At 61.6% G+C, this 18,108-nt stretch carries 18 protein-coding genes and 1 pseudogene; 14 read left to right on the top strand and 5 right to left on the bottom strand.

The genetic code is table 11. The features are described from left to right. Positions 1-47 precede the first annotated feature (47 nt). The 11 genes from LG290_RS15540 (at position 48) to LG290_RS15590 (ending at position 12,728) form a co-directional block, all read left to right on the top strand. Positions 48-1,127, top strand: a complete 1,080-nt coding sequence (locus LG290_RS15540; protein ID WP_499835561.1) for a TRAP transporter substrate-binding protein — start codon at positions 48-50, stop codon at positions 1,125-1,127. Positions 1,128-1,201: 74 nt separating this feature from the next. Continuing rightward, complete coding sequence (locus LG290_RS15545; protein WP_499835562.1) at positions 1,202-1,798, top strand: TRAP transporter small permease; 597 nt, start codon at positions 1,202-1,204, stop codon at positions 1,796-1,798. Between the two features lie 3 nt (positions 1,799-1,801). Then, positions 1,802-3,085 carry a TRAP transporter large permease gene (locus LG290_RS15550; RefSeq protein ID WP_499835563.1) on the top strand — a complete coding sequence of 428 codons (1,284 nt, stop codon included), beginning with the start codon at positions 1,802-1,804 and terminating at the stop codon, positions 3,083-3,085. Positions 3,086-3,100: 15 nt separating this feature from the next. Next, entirely contained in the window at positions 3,101-3,601 is a 501-nt protein-coding gene (locus LG290_RS15555; protein WP_499835564.1) for a gluconokinase, read from the top strand. Between the two features lie 45 nt (positions 3,602-3,646). Next, the gene (gene dgoD / locus LG290_RS15560; RefSeq protein WP_499835565.1) at positions 3,647-4,795 is read left to right on the top strand and encodes a galactonate dehydratase; all 1,149 of its coding nucleotides are present in this window, start codon (positions 3,647-3,649) and stop codon (positions 4,793-4,795) included. A 10-nt stretch (positions 4,796-4,805) separates the two neighbouring features. After that, positions 4,806-5,759, top strand: coding sequence for a 2-dehydro-3-deoxygalactonokinase (locus LG290_RS15565; RefSeq protein WP_499835566.1), 954 nt, complete (start codon positions 4,806-4,808; stop codon positions 5,757-5,759). A gap of 22 nt (positions 5,760-5,781) precedes the next feature. Further along, entirely contained in the window at positions 5,782-6,396 is a 615-nt protein-coding gene (locus LG290_RS15570) for a 2-dehydro-3-deoxy-6-phosphogalactonate aldolase (protein ID WP_499835567.1), read from the top strand. After that, positions 6,396-7,160 (top strand): SDR family oxidoreductase, encoded by a 765-nt coding sequence (locus LG290_RS15575; RefSeq protein WP_499835568.1) that lies wholly within the window; start codon positions 6,396-6,398, stop codon positions 7,158-7,160. Before LG290_RS15570 ends, LG290_RS15575 begins: the two co-directional genes overlap by 1 nt. 157 nt (positions 7,161-7,317) lie before the next feature. Continuing rightward, positions 7,318-8,178, top strand: a complete 861-nt coding sequence (locus LG290_RS15580; protein WP_499835569.1) for a PRC-barrel domain-containing protein — start codon at positions 7,318-7,320, stop codon at positions 8,176-8,178. A 745-nt stretch (positions 8,179-8,923) separates the two neighbouring features. Then, a complete protein-coding gene (locus LG290_RS15585; protein WP_499835570.1) occupies positions 8,924-11,371 on the top strand; it encodes an AsmA family protein in 2,448 nt (815 codons plus the stop codon). Continuing rightward, positions 11,349-12,728, top strand: coding sequence for an AsmA family protein (locus LG290_RS15590; protein WP_499837124.1), 1,380 nt, complete (start codon positions 11,349-11,351; stop codon positions 12,726-12,728). Before LG290_RS15585 ends, LG290_RS15590 begins: the two co-directional genes overlap by 23 nt. Positions 12,729-12,863: 135 nt before the next feature. Here LG290_RS15590 and LG290_RS15595 read toward each other — a convergent pair whose 3' ends face one another. The 3 genes from LG290_RS15595 to LG290_RS15605 form a co-directional block, all read right to left on the bottom strand. After that, positions 12,864-13,196: a hypothetical protein gene (locus LG290_RS15595; protein ID WP_499835571.1), complete on the bottom strand. Its 333-nt coding sequence runs from the start codon at positions 13,194-13,196 to the stop codon at positions 12,864-12,866. A gap of 266 nt (positions 13,197-13,462) precedes the next feature. Then, a complete protein-coding gene (locus LG290_RS15600) occupies positions 13,463-14,665 on the bottom strand; it encodes a toxic anion resistance protein (RefSeq protein WP_499835572.1) in 1,203 nt (400 codons plus the stop codon). 57 nt (positions 14,666-14,722) lie between these two features. Then, positions 14,723-15,664 (bottom strand): cobyrinic acid a,c-diamide synthase, encoded by a 942-nt coding sequence (locus LG290_RS15605; protein WP_499835573.1) that lies wholly within the window; start codon positions 15,662-15,664, stop codon positions 14,723-14,725. Positions 15,665-16,161: 497 nt separating this feature from the next. On the opposite strand from LG290_RS15605, the gene LG290_RS15610 reads away from it, so the two are divergent. Next, positions 16,162-16,302 carry a zinc-ribbon domain-containing protein gene (locus tag LG290_RS15610; protein WP_499835574.1) on the top strand — a complete coding sequence of 47 codons (141 nt, stop codon included), beginning with the start codon at positions 16,162-16,164 and terminating at the stop codon, positions 16,300-16,302. Here LG290_RS15610 and LG290_RS15615 read toward each other — a convergent pair. Continuing rightward, entirely contained in the window at positions 16,285-16,512 is a 228-nt protein-coding gene (locus LG290_RS15615; protein WP_499835575.1) for an IS3 family transposase, read from the bottom strand. The two genes, LG290_RS15610 and LG290_RS15615, sit on opposite strands and share 18 nt — an antisense overlap. Beyond that, positions 16,446-17,189 (bottom strand): IS3 family transposase, encoded by a 744-nt coding sequence (locus tag LG290_RS15620; protein ID WP_499837125.1) that lies wholly within the window; start codon positions 17,187-17,189, stop codon positions 16,446-16,448. The genes LG290_RS15615 and LG290_RS15620 overlap by 67 nt, the downstream gene beginning before the upstream one ends. A 49-nt stretch (positions 17,190-17,238) precedes the next feature. Between LG290_RS15620 and LG290_RS15625 the strand changes: the two are divergent. Together LG290_RS15625 and LG290_RS15630 are read left to right on the top strand one after the other, a co-directional pair. Then, positions 17,239-17,673 (top strand): annotated as a pseudogene (locus tag LG290_RS15625) (HAD-IC family P-type ATPase); the annotation flags it as partial. A gap of 31 nt (positions 17,674-17,704) precedes the next feature. Continuing rightward, positions 17,705-18,091 (top strand): DUF302 domain-containing protein, encoded by a 387-nt coding sequence (locus LG290_RS15630; protein WP_499835576.1) that lies wholly within the window; start codon positions 17,705-17,707, stop codon positions 18,089-18,091. The last annotated feature ends 17 nt before the right edge of the window (positions 18,092-18,108 follow it).

Raw genomic sequence — 18,108 nt, forward strand, 5'->3', positions numbered from 1 at the left:
CATCCCTGGCAGTTTCTCTACGCCGGGAGTTAGACAAGGAGATCTCCATGAGCACGCTATGGCGCAACACCCTTATCTTTGCAGGAGCCGCCACCTTGGGCACCGGCCTCGTCCAAGCCCAGGACACCCCGAACCTTTCCGACCCGCCTGCCATCGACGGTGCCGTGGTCGGTGATCACGGCAGCCACACCATCCGCATGGGCATCGGCCTGGCCGAAACCTCGCCGCAGTATCTCTCAAGCCAGTATTTCGCCGACATCCTCGCCGAGCGCAGCGAAGGGCGGCTCACCGTCAACGTCTTTCCCAACAGCCAGCTGGGTGACGATGTACAGATGATGGAGATGATGCAGACCGGCACCCTGGACATGTCCTACCCCTCCTCATCGCCGGCCACCACCTATGTGCCCGAACTCGCGGTATTCGACCTACCCTTCCTGCTGCCGACCCGTGAGGCGGCCATCGCAGTGATGAACAGCGATGTCGCCCAAGGCATGCTCGATGCCTTCGATGGTACCGGCATCAAGGCGCTGGCCTTCTCCGAGAATGGCTATCGCCAGCTTTCCAACAGCGTCCGTCCCGTGGAAACGCCCGAGGACGTTGCCGGACACGGCACGGGTGGTCTAACTATCCGTACCATGGAGAACCCGGTCCATCTGTCCATCTGGGAAACCTTGGGTGCCAATCCCACTCCAATGGCCTTCGGTGAGCTGTTCTCGGCCATGGAACAGGGTGTCGTCGACGGCCAGGAGAATCCCTGGAGCACCATCCTGACATCAAACTTCCACGAGGTTCAGGACTACGGCTCCGAGACGCGCCACGTCTATACGCCCTTCATGCTGATGATGTCCGAGCGTACCTGGGATCGTCTGGACCCCGAGTACCAGGAACTCGTCCAGGAGGCAGCTCGCAAGTCCGCGGCCTACGAGATCCAGCTGGCCACCAATTACGACGACTGGGCGCGCAACCAGCTCGAGGAGCGCGGCATGCAGATCACGCGTCTCGACGACGACCAGATTGCCGCCTTCCAGGAAGCCGTGCAGCCGGTCTATGACGAGTGGGCTCCGCAGATCGGTGAAGACCTGATTGCCGATATCCGCGAAATCGTCGACGAAACCATGAACGACTGATATCGCGTCACCCGATGATCGCTCAGCGACAAGGGGCCTTGCTTGGCCCTTTGTCCTGCCTCTGGAGCCTCGCCATGTCTGAATCGATTTCTCCCCCACCCGATATCGATGCCTATCTTGCCGACCCCAACCGACGCGCCCTCGAACTGGATTTCAAGACGAGAAAAGGGCCCGCGGTCTTTCGTTGGCTAACCCGGTTCATGGAACACCTGATCGCCACCATCCTGGTGGCACTCATCATCTCGGTATCGGCCAACGTGATCGGACGCTCGTTGCTCAATAATTCGCTGCCCTGGGCGGATGAACTGGCACGAATGCTGTTTGTCTGGCTGATCTTCATCGGGGCCGCCGCGGCCTTCGCTCACTTCGAACATATCGCCGTTGATTTCGTGGTACGCAAGCTCAAGCCGCGTGCCGCCTACACGCTCTACCTAGTCCAGCACCTGATCATTAGTGGGCTGATGGGCATAATGATATGGGGCGGTTATGTGGTGATATCCCGCTCGACGGGTCGAACCGCAATCCTCGGTGTGCCTTGGAACCTGATCAATGTCTCCCTGGTGCTGTGTTCGATCTTTATCCTCGCCGTGGCGCTGTGGCGCGCCTGGCAGTGTGTGCGGCTGATCCGCACGTCGCCGTTGTCCTCAAACTCTCAAAGCGGAGTGCGTTGAGCCATGCTATGGATTTTTCTGGCTATCCTGTTTGCCTCCATCGGTATCGGGCTACCCATTGCCTTTGGCCTGGGTGTCGCTGCTGTGGTGATGGCGGTAATGTCAGACATCCCGCTGTCGATCCTCATCGAACAGTCGATCCGCGGCGTCAATAGCTTCCCGCTGCTGGCCATTCCCTTTTTCATCCTGGTCGGTGAGGTAATGAGTCAGGGCGGGATCGCCCGTCGCTTGATGGACCTGGCCGGGGCCTTGGTCGGCTTCATGCGGGGAGGGCTTGGCCAGGTGGCGATCACCGGCTCGATGTTCTTCGGCGGCATCAGTGGCTCGGCCGTCGCCGACACTGCGGCCACCGGGGCGATGATGATTCCCTCTATGAAGCAGCAGGGTTACTCGGCGGCCCATGCCACCGCTATCAACACTGTCTCCTCGGTGATTGGCATCATCATTCCACCGTCGATCCCCCTGATCTTGTTCGGCATCGTCACCGAGACCTCTATCAGTCGATTATTCATCGCCGGCATCGTGCCGGGAATGCTGATCGGCTTTGCGTTGATGTTCACCACCTTCATCATGGCCAGCTTCAAGCATGCCGGACAGACCCGGAAGTTTCGCCTCGATGTGCTCTGGCAGGCCTTCAAGTCGGCCTGGCTGGCGCTGGTGCTACCGGTGATCGTGATCGGCGGCATCATTGGCGGGGTGTTCACGGCCACGGAAGCGGCGGTGGCCGCGCTGCTCTATTCGCTGGCCATTTCACTGCTGGTCTACCGCGAGTTCCCCCTTCGTGATCTCTGGGGGATGCTGATCCGCACCGCTCGACTGACCGGCATGGTGCTTTTGCTGCTGGCCTTCGCCACCGTGATCGCCTGGTTTCTGACCATCAACATGGTGCCGCAGACACTGGTTCAGCAGGTCCAGGCGATCACCCAGGACCCCTTCTGGCTGTTGATGATCGTCGCTGGCCTGCTGCTCCTGGTCGGCTTCGTGATGGACCTTACCCCTGCCATGGTCATCATGGCGCCGATGCTCACGCCGATCGCCACCTCGGTGGGCGTCGATCCGGTCTACTTCGGCGTCCTGATGGCCTACATCCTCGGCATTGGCCTGCTTACACCGCCGGTGGGCACCTGCCTCTATGTGGGCTGTGGGGTCGGCAAGGTGTCTATGGAGCAACTGGTCAAGGCGATGCTGCCCTACTATGTGGCGCTAGTGGTCGTGCTGGTAATCCTGATCGCCTTTCCCGGCCTGGTGACCTGGTTGCCCAATCTCACCGCCGTACGTGGCAGTTGACGGAGCCGCCTGACCATGAGTTCACAGCGCATTCTGGTGATGGGGGTATCCGGTTCGGGCAAGTCCCATGTCGGCCTCCTGCTGGCGAAGCGCCTGGGTGTCGACTTCATCGACGGCGACGACTACCACTCGCCGATCAGCATCGACAAGATGGCCCGCGGCATCCCACTCACCGACGAAGACCGCCGTGAGTGGCTGAAGACTCTGGCAGGCTTTCTGGCCGACTTTCGCGCGCGCGATGCGACAGTAGTGATTAGCTGCTCGGCACTCAAGCGTCGTTATCGGGACACTCTGCGCCAGGGGGATCCAGCGCTGGCCATCCTCTTCCTGAGCGGCAGTCGTGAAACACTCCATCAACGGCTTGCGCAGCGTGAAGGACACTTCTTCAAGGGCGACGCCATGCTCGACAGCCAGTTTGCCGCTCTGGAGCCGCCGGACGCGGACGAGGCGGTAACCCTAGATATCTGCGCTGCCCCCGAGAGACTGGTCTCCGAGTTTCTTCAACAAAAGAGGTGAGTCGACCGCCCACACAGTGATGTCTAATCCAGTCAAGGAACACCAATGAAGATCACCCGACTCAGAACCTGGCAGGTACCACCACGCTGGCTGTTTCTCAAGATCGAGACCGACGAAGGCTGCTATGGCTGGGGTGAACCGGTCGTCGAGGGCCGTGCCGCCACCGTGGAGGCCGCCGTCCACGAACTGGCCGACTACCTGGTTGGCCAGGATCCGCATCGCATCGAGCATATCTGGAACCTGATGTACCGCGGCGGCTTCTACCGCGGCGGCCCCATCCTGATGAGCGCCATCGCCGGAATCGACCAGGCGCTGTGGGATCTCAAGGGGCGCGACTTGGGCGTGCCGGTCCACCAGCTACTGGGTGGTGCAGTACGCGAAAGGATGCGCATGTACGCCTGGACCGGTGGTGACCGCCCCTGCGACGTGGGGGCCGGTGCCAAGGTCTTGGTGGAGCAGGGATTTACTGCCTTCAAGATGAACGGCACCTCGGAACTACAAATTGTTGATTCCCACCGCAAGATCGACGAGGCCGTGGCCCGGGTAGCCGTGGCCCGCGAGGTGGTGGGCCCGGACATTGGCATCGCCATCGACTTCCACGGCCGGGTACATCGTCCCATGGCCAAGGCACTACTGCGTGAGCTGGAGTCCTTCCACCCGATGTTCGTTGAGGAGCCGGTATCCCCCGAGCACCTGCCCTGCCTTCGGCAGATCGCCGGCGGGCTCGGCTACCCACTGGCCACCGGCGAGCGGCTGCACACTCGCTTCCAGTTCCGCGATCTGCTCGCCGACGGCATGATCGACATCGTCCAGCCCGACCTCTCCCACTGCGGTGGCATTAGCGAGGGACTGAAGATCGCCGCCCTGGCCTCGGCCTATGATGTGGCATTGGCCCCGCACTGTCCGCTCGGTCCGCTGACCCTGGCCGCCTCCCTGCAGCTGGATGCGGTGTGCCACAATGCCTTCATCCAGGAGCAGAGCATGGGTATCCACTACAACCGCGACAACGACGTGCTCGACTACCTGGTCGACAAGTCGGTGCTGGCCATCGAAGAGGGCTTCTGCGCCATCCCCCAGGGGCCAGGACTAGGTGTGGAGATTGACGAGGCCTTCGTCGAGGAACGCGCCAAGGTTGGCCATCGTTGGCGCAATCCAGTGTGGACCCATGAGGATGGCTCCATCGCCGAATGGTAGGAGAGACACCATGACACCCACAGCTCATAAGACGGCCAATTGGATTGCCGTGGACTGGGGCTCCAGCAACCTGCGTGCCTGGGCACTGGACGCCCAGGGGGAGGTGCTGACGCGGGGCGGTAGTGAGCGCGGCATGCTCTCGTTGATGCCGGTCGATTACGAAAAGGCGCTACTGGAGGTGATCGACAACTGGCTGCCCAGCACCGGCACCGTTGACGTCCTGATCTGTGGCATGGCGGGCGCTCGCCAAGGCTGGCGAGAAGCCGCCTACCTGGCGGTGCCGACCCGCCTGGATGATCTGGTCCGGGGTGCCGTGGCTCCCCCGCTCAGCGACCCGCGCCTGAGGGTGAGTCTGCTACCAGGACTCTGCCAGACCACCCCTGGCAGCTTCGACGTGATGCGTGGCGAGGAGACCCAGATAGCAGGACTGGTCGCCTGCGAGCCTGACTTCTCGGGCCTCGCCTGCTTACCGGGCACCCACGCCAAGTGGGTCCGGCTCGAGAAAGGCTCGGTGACCCACTTCACCACCTTCCAGACCGGTGAGCTCTACGGGTTGTTGGCTTGTCAATCGGTACTGAGGCACTCCATCGGTGAGGACGACCTGACCGATCCCGGCTGTCGTGAGGCCTTCGTCACCGCAGCCCATGAGATCCAGTCGGCGCCCGGTCGCTATCCGGCATTGCTGTTCGGCCTGCGGGCCGCCGATCTGTTGGACGTGGATCTGCCCGCCGGCGAAGCTCGCAGAGCTCGACTGGCCGCACGCCTCTCGGGGCTCACCATCGGCCTGGAACTGGCCGGCCTGGACGCCGAACTGGATAGCCCCATTACCCTGATCGGCAATACCGCGCTCTGCAACCGCTATGCCCTTGCACTCGATGCCCTCGGCCACGAGAGCGGGCACCTGGACGGCGAGACCGCGGTACTCGCCGGCCTCGAGTTCGTTTATCGGACACTCGCTGTATGAGACTCAACTTCGGAGCCCCCTCATGACCTTGTCCCTGATCGGCATCCTGCGCGGCGTCACCCCTGAGGAGGCGGTGGCGATAGGTGAGGCGGTAGTTGCCGCCGGCATCACCACCCTCGAGGTGCCCCTCAATTCCCCCGACCCCCTGGAAAGCATCCGCCGCCTGGCCGAAACACTGGGCGGCCGCGCACTGGTCGGTGCCGGTACCGTGCTGACGGTCGCTCAGGTGCACGACGTCCATGCCGCTGGTGGTCAGCTGGTGGTCTCACCTAACTGCCGTCCGGCGCTAATTGAGGAAACCCGCCGCCTTGGCATGCAGAGCTGGCCAGGGATTGTCAGCCCCTCCGAGGCCTTCGATGCCCTGGATGCCGGCGCCACCGGCCTCAAGCTGTTTCCCGCCGTCCAGGTAGGCATCGGCGGGATGCAGGCACTACGCTCTGTGCTGCCTAAGGGCTCCCGGCTCTATGCGGTAGGCGGCATCGGCATCGATAATCTCTCTGCCTGGCGCTCCGCCGGCATCGACGGTGCAGGGCTGGGTAGCGCGCTCTATAAGCCTGGCCAATCCTCCGTACAGGTAGGGCAACAGGCACGCGAGCTGGTAGCTGCCTGGCAGGCCACCAAGGAATATATTAAATAATGAGCAATAGTCGCGTAATTTATTTGACAGGCGGTGCTCAGGGTATCGGACTGGGCATTGCCGAGCATTTACTCCACCAAGGTGACTGTGTTGCCTTGACGGATATCGATGCCGAAGCGATTGAATTCTGTCGGGAGCGGCTTGGCCACCCGCAGCAACTGCTTGCCATGCACTCGGACGTACGCGATGAAGCACAGATTGCCGATAGCCTGGCTCAAACGCTGACGCGCTTTGGCCGGCTGGACGGCGTGATTCATAATGCCGGGATTGCCGATCCGTTTTGTGGCCCCGTCGAGACCCTTGAACTAGCCACTTGGCAGAATTATCTGGATACCAACCTCACCCCGGGCTTTCTGTGTGCCAAGCATGCAGCACCTCATTTGCGTGCCACCTGCGGCAGCCTGATCTTGATAGGATCGACTCGCGCCCTGCAATCGGAGCCCGACAGCATTGCCTATGCGGCAAGCAAAGGCGGCATCCAGGCGCTTACCCATGCCTTGGCGGTAAGCCTGGGGCCGGATATCCGCGTCAACGCCATCAGTCCCGGATGGATTGACGTGAGCGACTGGCAGAAAACGTCACAACACCAGCCAGCTGAACTCGACGAACAGGATCATGCCCAGCATCCCGCCGGTCGGGTGGGAAGACCCCAGGACATCGCCGCCATGGTCGCCTATTTGCTTTCCGATCAAGCCGGCTTTATCACTGGACAGAATTTCGTGGTAGATGGTGGCATGACGCGCAAGATGATTTACGCCGATTAAGTTGTGTGGAAAAGAGCGTAAATCAGTCCTATCTTCTTCAAGAGGTCTGATGACTTGCAGGACATTTGGCCATAAGGCCCGACCAGTCTGTTGCAGGGCTCATAAGACCAACGATGGCATTCATTCCTGAGTGACTGAACAAGATTTGGAGGCACTGATGCTACGCATTCTTTTCGCAACCAGCACCATCGCCCTTATGAGCACTTCTGCGGCATTGGCCCAACAAGAGGAAATGACACTGGCATTCGGCGAGGCCGAGATCGCCGAAGAATGTCTCAACGACCTGATGGTCTTCTCCCAGCAAGTAGCCGAGGAGGGTTATTGGTTTAGCGGTTTTCGCGCAGGCTGGGGCTGGCGTGGTTATGGTACGACGCCCGGCGTTGCATCGGAACCTGTCCCGGCACCCGATAGCGTTCCGCCCGTTCCCGATCCGGAAGCGACGGTGCCTTGGGCTGCCATCGGCTGGCAGGCTGCCCCGGGGCACGAGCTCCGATCTCTGCAGAATGCCGCCGTCACGTTGGCGCGGCGCGGCGACGCGGAAGGCTGCGAGTTAGTCAGTCAACGTCTGCAGATGATTTATAACGGCTATGTTGAGCAGCTTCAGGAGGCGGGAGTCCAGCCAGGCGATGTGGTCGCGTGGCGCGAGCAGCAAATCGTGTCGGCAATCCCAGTGGATGAGTTAGGGCAGATGCTCTCGATCGATTGGGTTACCGGCACTGACTTGCGCAATCTCGAGGATGAGCAGCTGGGCAGTATCGAAGATGGAGTAATGGGGCCGGAGGGTGATGAACTTGCCTACGCGATCGTCGGCCATGGCGGCTTTTTGGGCTTCCGGCAGGAGCATGTTGCCGTGCCGTGGGATATGTTGCTAGTGACGCCCGGGGTAGAAACTTTCATCCTCGATGTACCCGAGGATGCGATCGAGAATGCGCCGCGCCTGGACCCAGAGCGCCGGGAAGTTACCGCCGAGATGGCCGATGAAATCGAAGGCTACTGGCAGCAGTACCGGGAAGACTGACCGTTCCTGAATAACCCCCACCGCCTGGCCAAGAGGTGGGGGATAAGTTGGCAGACTACGCTACGGAGCCAACAATTTCAGGTTAAGAACTCGCCGTTCCAAGGTTCATTCTTCGCCTTAAGGGGTAACGGGTTGGGTCGGCTCTTCCAGCATGTTGTCATCCGCCAGCCCCACTGAACGCTACTTCTGCGGTGGAGGATTGAGCGTTTACTCTTCCGTCGGCAGCCTCCTATCATAGGTGGCAACACGGCCCCGCCCCTCGGCTTTCACGAGCTTATGCGGGGGTTCTTATTTGCATGCCAATTTTTATGACCATCACTGCTCTCAGTCAGCTGGCGCCCCGCACGATAATTCGCCCCGCCGTTTATCCATGGCAGAGCCTGCTCGTCTGGCGGCTTGGGCGTTGAACGCCAAGCTTAAGATACTCAGTCGACTTAAGCAGTTTGTGCTAGGCCGGTCCCAGTGATTTGGCTGTGCAAAGCATGCAGTAAAGTAATGTTGAGGGTGTAGCTGCGCGAGGCATCAATATTGAGCTTGGAGCAGCTAACGACCCAAAGCGGCCTTTTAGGAGCTTTGCATATATGTTCAAAGCGTCGCTTTGTGCTTCAAATGAGAATGCTTGTCGGCGTTAGTCAAGTCATCACAATCAGCCGAATGTAGAGGCACGATAGGCTATACTTGAACAGTAATCCGGAAGGAGATTTAAGAAGAGGAGCTAGCATCCGGCCACTTATAAGGGGCGCCGATGACACAGGGATCTTCAAGGAAGCGGCACTGGTGGTGGCTCGCCCCGCTGATACTGGTGGTACTCGTCATTGCCCTCGTGCAGCTGATGTCATGGAACGTCTTCAAGCCGCTGATCGTCGAGCGTATCGAAGCGGCGACCGGACGCTCGGTGGCCATCGAGGGCGATGTAAAGGTCGACTTCCTTCCCCGCCCGGCGATTTCGCTGCACGACGTCAGGATCGGCAACCCGGCGTGGGCCGCCTCGCCGCAGATGCTCAAAGCGCAGCGCGTCAGTGTCTCGCCGTCGCTTGGCGACCTGCTCGATGGCGAGTTCGTGCTGGACGCGGTCGCGATCGACGGTCCGACCCTCACCCTTGAGCAGCGCCGCGACGCCCCCGGCAACTGGGTGTTTCCTGATATGCAGGACGGCGAGGAGACCCAGCAGCCATCTGCAGCCGATGATCCGACGGCGCCGCCGGTGGCCATCCGCCGGCTCTCCGTGACCGATGCCCAGGTGCACTACCGAGCCGCCGGCGCGGACACGCCGGTGGCGATGACGATTCCCTCCCTCCAGATCGAACGTGCCGGCGACGGCCTGGACACGTCCGCGGCATGGGTCTTCGACGAGCGCCGCTTTACGCTGCAGGCGCACACTGACTCCCTGGAGGCCCTGCTGGGGGATGCCGCGTCCTTCGGTGGCGAGATATCCCTGGGCGCCGACGATGACCGGCTGAGTGGCACCTTCCGTCTGCCCGAGTTTCCCTCCCTGGCGTCCCTGCAGGCAGACGCCGAGCTCAGCGTGGCGTCGACCGCCGACTGGGCCCAGTGGCTGGGGCTGCCTGTCGTGGAGCTGGGCGCTCTGCAGGTGGCGATGCGCCTGGTCCGCGAAGGCAGCGAATGGCGACTCAGCGAGATCGACGCCTCTGCCCTCGATAGCCGCCTCACCGGTGACCTGGAGGTGAAGACCGCCGACGAGGCCCCGCGCCTGAACGGTCGCCTGGATGTCACCCAGATCGATCTCGCTGCCTGGCGAGAGGCCCTGCCGGAAGGGGAAGAAACGGCAGGCTTGGCCATACCAGTTCTGCCGGACCTGCGCGGCAAGATAGCGCTGTCGGTGGGTCGACTGGCGCTGGATCAGTGGGTGTTGGAGGATCTGGAAGCCGAGATGCACCTCGCCGAGCACACGCTCGCCCTGGAGCCGATCACCTTCGCCGTCACAGGCGGCAATATCGAGGCAAGCATCGACCTGAACAGCAACCCCGACACACTCTCGGCAGAGGCGCGGATCTCGCTGCAGGAGCTGGATATGGAAGCCCTGGGTATCGCCCTCGAACCCGGTGACGCCGCATCGGGCGACACCTTGGTGGGCGACGTCGCGTTGCGCCTTTCGCCGCTGGAGCAGCGCGGTGCGTTCGCGCGTGAGACCCTGCTTGCGAACCTGCAGATCGACAACGGCCGCTTTTCCTACAGCAACCAGGAGGTCGGAAGTGACCTCGATCTCGTCCTCGCCACCGGCGAGGCACCGCCGCTGCGGCTCAGCATGACGGGCACCTTCCGCAACAACCCCCTGACCATGGAGGTCCAGGGCGGCCCTCTGCCCGAACTGGTCGCGCTGGATGAGGACTATCGCCTCGCAGCGGAGGCCAGCTCCGGAAACCTCCAGGCTCGGGTCGACACCACCCTCGCCTCGCTGCTGGACCCAGCGACACTCTCCGCCGACGTGATGCTCCAGGCCCCTGGCGCTGGCGACCTGGAAGCCTGGGCAGGGCCGGCGCTGCCTCCCCTGCCCGAGTTTCGCCTGGCAGGTCGCCTGGAGCGGGACAACGAACACTGGTCCGCCACCGGGCTCGAGGGCGAGATAGGCGGGGCCCGTGTCGCCGGCAGCGTCGAGTTTCGCAATGCCGAGCGTCCGGTGGTGCAGGCCGACCTCGAGGCGGGACGCATCGTCCTTGCCCGGCTTCTCCCCGATGGCGCCGAAACGAACGGGGAGGCCGAGCCAGATTCACTGCTGGCGCCGCTGCGGGGTTTCGATGGGCAAGTGGCGCTGCGCGCGGACAGCCTGGTACTGCCAGACGGCACCGTACTGCAGGACCTTGCCATGGACGCCGGCTTCGATGCCGGAACGCTGGACGTCGATCCCCTTCGCTTCGGTCTTGCCGGCGGCCTCGGGAAGCCTCGACACGGTAATCGACGACCTGTCGCTGGCCCGGCTGGTCGATACCTTCACGCCGATGGAAGACCGGCTGGGCAGGCTCTCCGGAGAATGGCACCTGGAGATGAGCGATACCTTGCCCGTCGGCAGGCGCCAGGACCTGCTCCTACCGTTTATCGGCCGAATACGGGTCGAGCCCTCGACGCTGCGCTTCGAGGCCCCTTGGGCCGATACCGACTTCACCTTGAGGCTCGAAAGTCGTGGCCTGGAGGAGGGGAATCGGCAGTTGCATGTGGCGGGGGAAGGCCGCTTTGACGGCGAACCGGCAACGCTCTCGCTGGTGGGTGATTCCCTGCTCGAGGCCCGTGACCCAGGCCGACCCTATGCACTGGACCTCGAGGCCGAGGTCGTTGGCAGCCGGATCGCGGTGCAGGGCTCCCTTCTGCGACCGCTCGCCCTGCAGGGCCAGAAGCTAACGTTTACCTTGGAGGGCCCCAACCCCCAGCGCCTCAGCCGCCTGCTGGGCGTGGCGCTGCCGAAGCTGCCGCCTTACTCGGTGTCGGGGAACCTGGAGCTGAACGACCAGCGCTGGAAGCTCGGCAACATGGAAGGGGAGATCGGCGGCAGTGACCTCGATGGCTGGCTTAGCCTCGATACCCGACCCCGCCCGCCGCACCTGACGGGCGAGCTGCAGTCCGACGCCCTCGATATCGCGGACCTGGGGGTCATCTTCGGGGCAACACAGGAAACACAGGAAAACGGTGACCGCTTCATCCTGCCCGACACGCCCTTCGTCGGCGAGGGCTGGCACACCCTGACGGCGGACGTAAGCTACCGGGGAACGTCCGTGCGGGCAGGCGATGTGCCGTTGAGCAAGGTGGATATCGACTTTCGCCTCGAGGACGGCCACGGCCGCTTCGAGCCGGTCAGTTTCGGCATCGGCGAGGGAAACATCGACCTGGAACTCGACCTGGATGCCGGCAGTTGGCCACCCGTCGGTACCCTGCAGGTGGAGATGCGACGCGTGGATCTGAACGATGTCCTGCGCCACTGGAACCTGACCAGAGAGAGCGCGGGCGTCGTGGGGGGACGGGGGAAGTTCTGGGTCGAGGGCCGCTCGGTCGCCCAACTCCTGGCGTCGGCCGATGGCGGCCTGCTCCTGCTGATGACCGGCGGCCGGCTCGACGCGGTGCTCGTGGAACTGGCCGGTCTCGATGCTCTCCAGGCGTTCTTCAGCTGGCTGCGCGGGCGCGAGCCGATCCCCATCGAGTGCGTCTACGCCGACCTGCAGGCGAGGAATGGCGTCGCCGAACTGGATACCCTCGTCATCGACACCCGGGATACCACCTTCACGGCGGGTGGCGAGGTGGACCTGAACACGGAGCGCCTGGATATCTCCGTCTTCGCCCACCCCAAGGATCCCAGCGTCTTTACCGGAAGCGCGCCCTTCCATCTGGGCGGAACCTTCGATGCCATCGAGCCAGGTGTCCATGATGGCGGCCTGGGGCTGGGAATGCGCGCCGGGGCCAGCGCCGTGCTCGGGGCCATCGCCGGCCCCATCGCCGCCCTGATCCCCTTTTTGGGCACGGGGGACGACCCGGACATGGCGTATTGCGAGGGGCTGGTCAGTCGCGCTCAGGAAGCGATCCGAGACGAGGTGGGCGGACCATGAAGCGAGGCGACTCGACAAGAAGCGTGACCCCAAACTATACACAACAACTTCCCGCTCCTGGGGAGACAGCTTGTTTGCCGGCTCCGGGCGGTCGGCGTCGGGGCGGCAATCAGCCGTCACTTCGCCTTTGGTGATTCAGCGGTAGTGGGTTCGCACATTGATGCCCATCACCTGACAGGCCTTGACCAGCCGAGCACCGTCACGCTGGGCGTCTTGCATCCATGTCACGATGCGCTGGCAATCCGGAAGGCTGGCCAGTCGTCCTCGTCGTGGGTCGTACCTCAGATCGCCTCTGCCTTTTTTTGACAAGGTCAGCAGGGCCGCCGTCTCGGCGAGCGCCTTGTCCTTGCGGTGCAACTCACGGCAGTAGGCGCTGAGTTCGGCCTTGTTCATCGGGGCCGTCTCCAGGACGACCTGGAACTTCTCCTGGCTGGTCCACTGGTTGGGTTGGATGGAACGTGATGGCAAAATCTGCCCTCGTGCTCTGGCCTGTTTCCGCCAATTATAGAGAGTTGCCGTCGAGATGCCCTGCCGTCGACTTGCCCGAGGCCTGGGAGGTCGTCGTCTTCGAGGATTCTTCTCCCAACGCCTTCGCTCTGCCGTGGCGACCTATCCCGCCGCCACCCCGGCTGACTGTTCCGGGACGCCTCTTCTCGTTTCAAGTAACAACATGCTTCACTTGAAGGCGAGTCTCGGTATTGCTTAAATACAAGATAAAAGATGATCCTGAAGAATCAGCTGGGGGCGCGACCGTCCTGTGGTTGCGATTCGCTACCCTCTCGGAGACGCTCGATGGACGCATTGCCCTGCTGCGACAGGGTCGCCAGGCGGTCGATCTGTTCATCCAGCCGGGGCAGGGCCTCCTGACGATAGGTCGAGAGATCATCGATCGCGCCCATCACCTCGCCGAAGGCCTCCTCGAGCACTTGCATGTCGAGCATCGCGCCGGATGCCCGCTTCTGGATGTCCACACCTTGCTGGCGCAGCGCCTTGGCGGTCCCGCCGATCATCTGCGATGTGGTGGTGTTGAGGGCTTCGATGCGATCCAGCACCAGGCGCTGGTTGGCCATGGCCATGGCCACGGTGACCGCCACGGTGAGGGCCGAGACGGTGACGTTGATGGCCCTGTCCACGCCGCGCATCAATTCCCGGTTGTTGCGGATGATGACCTCCAGCGCCAGCACGCCCTGCTGGCTTACCGCCAGTTGCTGCTGAAGGTCGACGATGCGCTGACGCAGGGGAAAGAGCAGTTCTTCCTCGAGGAAGCGACGCCGCGGATCATCGGCATCGCGAGCGGCGATAGCGTCCTGCAGACGGCGATCTATCAAGCGGCCCAGGGCGATCTGGCGGTTCAGCTCGCGCAGGATATCGCGCAGGGCCTGCTGGTCATCGTTCAGGGTGAGGTTGTCACGATGCAGCATGTCGCGACCACCTTTCAGGTCCTCGATAACCGCGTCCAGCGCCTGCTGGGCATTCTCGAACTTCTGAAAATAGCGCTGCAGGCGGCTGTCGATGCCGGGAATGATCGCCAGGACGCGGTCCAAGGCACTCGGTGCCAGGCGGTGGCGAGCAGGATCGAGCCCTTCCATACGCCCGCGAAGATCGACCAGCGCCTTGGCCACCGGCCCGCCCTCATCGCCCTGGTGAGCCAGCTTGCGCAGCGGCGTCTGCAGCATGGCGCTACGATGCGCGGCCTGCTGCTGCAACTCCAGACCCATCTCGTCCACGGCACGCCGCTGGCGAACCACCGAGCCCTCTTCATCTTCGGCGAGCACCTCCTCGACGAAGCGGTCGGCCATCGCCTCGAGTTCGGGGTCGATGTCCCGCTCATCGGGCTCGGCCGAGTCGGCTTTGGTCGTCCCCAGCTGGCTGGCGATCTCGTCCACCGGTGGCAGAGAAAGGCGACTGTCACCTTCGGATTGCGGGGTCATGGGCATCTCCTGAGCGATTAAAAAGACCGTTGTGAAGGCCGTCACAATAAATCGAACGGCTGATCAATCCTTGCGCGCGTAACGATCGGCGCCCTCGACGAAGCGGCGCAGGTCCTCCAGCGCCTTCTCGGTGGTGACCGAGGCCTGGGGGCGGGCCGTCTCGATGCGCGCCATGGAAACAGCGGTATCATCGAGGACGGTCAAGGCCGATTCGATGCGAGCGGAGAGCTCACTCAGCCGCTGTTCGGTCTCCACCAGCAGGTCCAGGCGCCGCACCAGGGCGGCGCGCTCCTCCTCGCTCAACCGCTGGCCTTCCCGCGCCAGGCGCCGCCGCACGTAGTCGCCGTCCACGCTGACCACCCCTCGCGCTTGGGACGCCATGGTGGTCAGCGTATCCACCGCGCCGAGACAGACCTGGGTCACCAGGCCGCGCGAGCGCTCGAAGGCCAGCTCGCCACTGTGGAAACGGCTACCCAGGACATCCAGCACATGGCGATAACGGCTGTAGAGGCGATCCGCCAGGACCGCCAGGTCGGGACGGTTAACCTCCAGCAGGCGCTGCTTGGCCCGGCACATGGCCAGCACCAAGTCATCGGCGCCTTCGGGCGGCCTAGCCGGGTCGAGTACTGCCAAGCCTGCCTCATGGGCCTCGCGTTCCTGCCGGGCACGGTGACGCCGGGTCTCGGCCGCCGTCAATGCCTGCCGACGCCGCTCGCGACGGCGGGCCAGCCAGCCACGCAGGGTTCGCTCAACGGGCAGCGCCACGGGAATAGCGACGATGCCCGCCAGCCAGCCAAACAGGCTGGGGCTGAAACCGCCCCACAGGGAGGTCAACCACAGCAGCATGCTGATGAAGGGAACCACCAGGCAATAGCGGAAAATCACCTGCAGCCGGCTGGGGGCCGCCACCGGAAGCGCCAGGCCAGGATTGAAGAGCCCCACCAGCAGCCAGGGCAGGCAGGTCATAAAGAGACCATAGGAAAATCCCTGCAGGAATCCCAACATTGATACGGCTATCCTTCATTCATGGAACGCAAACACCGAGTGTAGAGTAACCGAGATGGGATGCTAAGCAACAGCTGGGCACAATATGGGCTTCATGCGCAATGAAGTCATGATATGGCGATCCAAACACCCCTGCACCGTTACAATTTGCGACTCACGCCATGTTTGGTCCCGAAGAGTAATGGTTCATAACGTAGACCATTACTCTTCGGGACCAAACAGTTAAGTACGAATTGCGCCGTTCGTACTGGTACGCAGTCCAAGGCCGGATAGTACGCACCATTGGGTATGCACCTGGCTTGCGTACTTCACGCACAGTTTCGCGCAGTAATTCCACGCACTTTGGCTGCGTGACGATCACCTGAATTTCTTGGCACTATAAAAATGAGCCAAACACTGGTCATATAGTTCTAAAGATAGTCAACCAAGGCACCATGGAGCTGAATTGCAGCGGCGAGTATTGATGCCGAGTACAAATATAAGGAGCGAGGAACTATATGTTTTGTCCGAAGTGTGGGGAGCAAGTAGCAACACAAAATGCCGTATTCTGTTCTGCATGCGGAAGCAAACTGCCGCTAGAAAAGCAGTCTGATCTGGCAACAGTTTTCCGGACATGTTTTTCAAGCAGCTGCTCGTAGTTCTGATTCGTAGTCCGCTGGACTCATATAGTCATTGCTGGAGTGCAGCCGCACCCGGTTATAAAACACTTCGATATATTCGAAGATGGCCTGCTTCGCTTCTCCTCGCGTTATGAAGTCCTCGTGATAAATCAACTCGGTTTTCAGCGTGTGGAAGAAACTCTCGGAAGGGGCGTATCCCAACAATTCCCCTTTCGGCTCATACTGCATCTGAACTCATGCTGCTTGAGCAGCTGCTGGAAGCTATCCGAGGCATACTGGCTACCACGGTCACTATGAACCAGTAAGCCAGCCGTCGGCCGGCGTTTCCAGATCGCCATATTCAGGGCATCGTTCACCAGAGCAGCCGGCATTCGGTGGCTCATTGACCACCCCACAACAGCGCGTGAGCAGAGGTCAATAAAGACTGCCAGGTATAGCCAGCCTTCCCGTGTCGGGATATACGTTATGTCGCCTACATAGGCTTGATCCGGCTTCTTCGCCGAAAAGTGTCGATCCAGAAGGTTAGGGGCCACAGGCTTGTCATGCTTCGAGTGGGTGGTGGCTTTGAACTTCCGTCGCGTCTTGCATTCAAGGCTTTCTTCCTTCATCAATCGAGCGATTCGGCGGCGGCTGATGGTTTCGCCATCTCCGGTCAGCTTCTTTTGAATACGCCGTGTCCCATAGGTTGCCCGGTTCTTTTGGTGATGGTGGCGAATTTTGGCCTTCAACGCCTTATCCTGCTGATCTCGCTGACTAGGTGGTCGGGATCGCCCCTTGTAATAACCACTACGCGACACCTCAAACACTCGGCACATCAGGGCAGTACTGAAGTTACCCTGATGAGCTTTGATAAAGGCGTACCTCAGAGAGATTCCTTGGCGAAGAAGGCGGCCGTCTTTTTTAATATGGCTCGCTCTTCTTTAAGCAGGACGTTCTCTCGACGCAGCTGCTTCTGAAGTGGAAGCGGAAGTGCTGCCAGAAGACAAGGGCAAGATTGTCCAGCGCCTGAAAGACGAAGGCCGCATTGTGGTCATGGCCGGCGATGGCGTTAACGATGCGCCAGCCCTGGCAACGGCGGATGTCGGTGTGGCCATGGGCACCGGCACCGATGTCGCCATCGAAAGTGCCCGCATTACATTGTTGCGAGGCGATCTGATGGGTATTGTGGAAGCTCGCCGATTGTCTCTGGCGACCATGCGCAATATCCGGCAGAACCTGTTTTTTGCCTTTATATACAATTCCGCCGGCATTCCCATTGCAGCAGGAGTTTTGTATCCGTTTTTCGGCATACTGCTGTCCCCGATTTTTGCCGCGGCCGCCATGTCACTGTCCTCCGTCAGCGTGATCGTGAATGCGCTGCGTTTGAGGGTGGTCAAACTCGATCAATAACCATTGAACTTCCGAATCATTGGAGAAAAGCATGTCATACACAATCAATCGAATTATCAAAGATGCCGGTTTTGAGGATGTCGACCAAAGAGCGCGTCAGGCGCTTACCGACCACGGCTTCGGGGTGCTGACGGAAATTGACGTCAAGACCACCATGAAGAAAAAGCTGGATAAGGACATGCCGGCCTACCGGATTCTCGGGGCCTGTAATCCGGGTATGGCCTGGGAAGCCATCGGAGTGGAACCTCGTGTGGGTGCCATGCTGCCCTGCAATGTCATTCTTCGTGAGGTTTCGGAGGGCGTTGAGGTCAGCGCGGTAGACCCCGTGGTTTCCATGTCCGCCATTGACAATGACGAGCTCAAGCAGGTTGCCGGGAAGGTCAGGGATATGCTTTCTGAAGCTGTGCAGGCGATCTGACTAGCTCAGGGCTGATG

Origin of the sequence: Halomonas sediminis (assembly GCF_044871105.1) — a bacterium.
Classification (GTDB): domain Bacteria; phylum Pseudomonadota; class Gammaproteobacteria; order Pseudomonadales; family Halomonadaceae; genus Vreelandella; species Vreelandella zhuhanensis.

Coding starts and splice junctions, on each gene's coding strand:
- dgoD (WP_499835565.1), top strand. CDS start 3,647: ATGAAGATCACCCGACTCAGAACCTGGCAGGTACCACCACGCTGGCTG.
- LG290_RS15630 (WP_499835576.1), top strand. CDS start 17,705: ATGTCATACACAATCAATCGAATTATCAAAGATGCCGGTTTTGAGGAT.
- LG290_RS15610 (WP_499835574.1), top strand. CDS start 16,162: ATGTTTTGTCCGAAGTGTGGGGAGCAAGTAGCAACACAAAATGCCGTA.
- LG290_RS15605 (WP_499835573.1), bottom strand. CDS start 15,664: ATGTTGGGATTCCTGCAGGGATTTTCCTATGGTCTCTTTATGACCTGC.
- LG290_RS15555 (WP_499835564.1), top strand. CDS start 3,101: ATGAGTTCACAGCGCATTCTGGTGATGGGGGTATCCGGTTCGGGCAAG.
- LG290_RS15570 (WP_499835567.1), top strand. CDS start 5,782: ATGACCTTGTCCCTGATCGGCATCCTGCGCGGCGTCACCCCTGAGGAG.
- LG290_RS15585 (WP_499835570.1), top strand. CDS start 8,924: ATGACACAGGGATCTTCAAGGAAGCGGCACTGGTGGTGGCTCGCCCCG.
- LG290_RS15540 (WP_499835561.1), top strand. CDS start 48: ATGAGCACGCTATGGCGCAACACCCTTATCTTTGCAGGAGCCGCCACC.
- LG290_RS15615 (WP_499835575.1), bottom strand. CDS start 16,512: ATGCAGTATGAGCCGAAAGGGGAATTGTTGGGATACGCCCCTTCCGAG.
- LG290_RS15565 (WP_499835566.1), top strand. CDS start 4,806: ATGACACCCACAGCTCATAAGACGGCCAATTGGATTGCCGTGGACTGG.
- LG290_RS15550 (WP_499835563.1), top strand. CDS start 1,802: ATGCTATGGATTTTTCTGGCTATCCTGTTTGCCTCCATCGGTATCGGG.
- LG290_RS15600 (WP_499835572.1), bottom strand. CDS start 14,665: ATGCCCATGACCCCGCAATCCGAAGGTGACAGTCGCCTTTCTCTGCCA.
- LG290_RS15575 (WP_499835568.1), top strand. CDS start 6,396: ATGAGCAATAGTCGCGTAATTTATTTGACAGGCGGTGCTCAGGGTATC.
- LG290_RS15545 (WP_499835562.1), top strand. CDS start 1,202: ATGTCTGAATCGATTTCTCCCCCACCCGATATCGATGCCTATCTTGCC.
- LG290_RS15580 (WP_499835569.1), top strand. CDS start 7,318: ATGCTACGCATTCTTTTCGCAACCAGCACCATCGCCCTTATGAGCACT.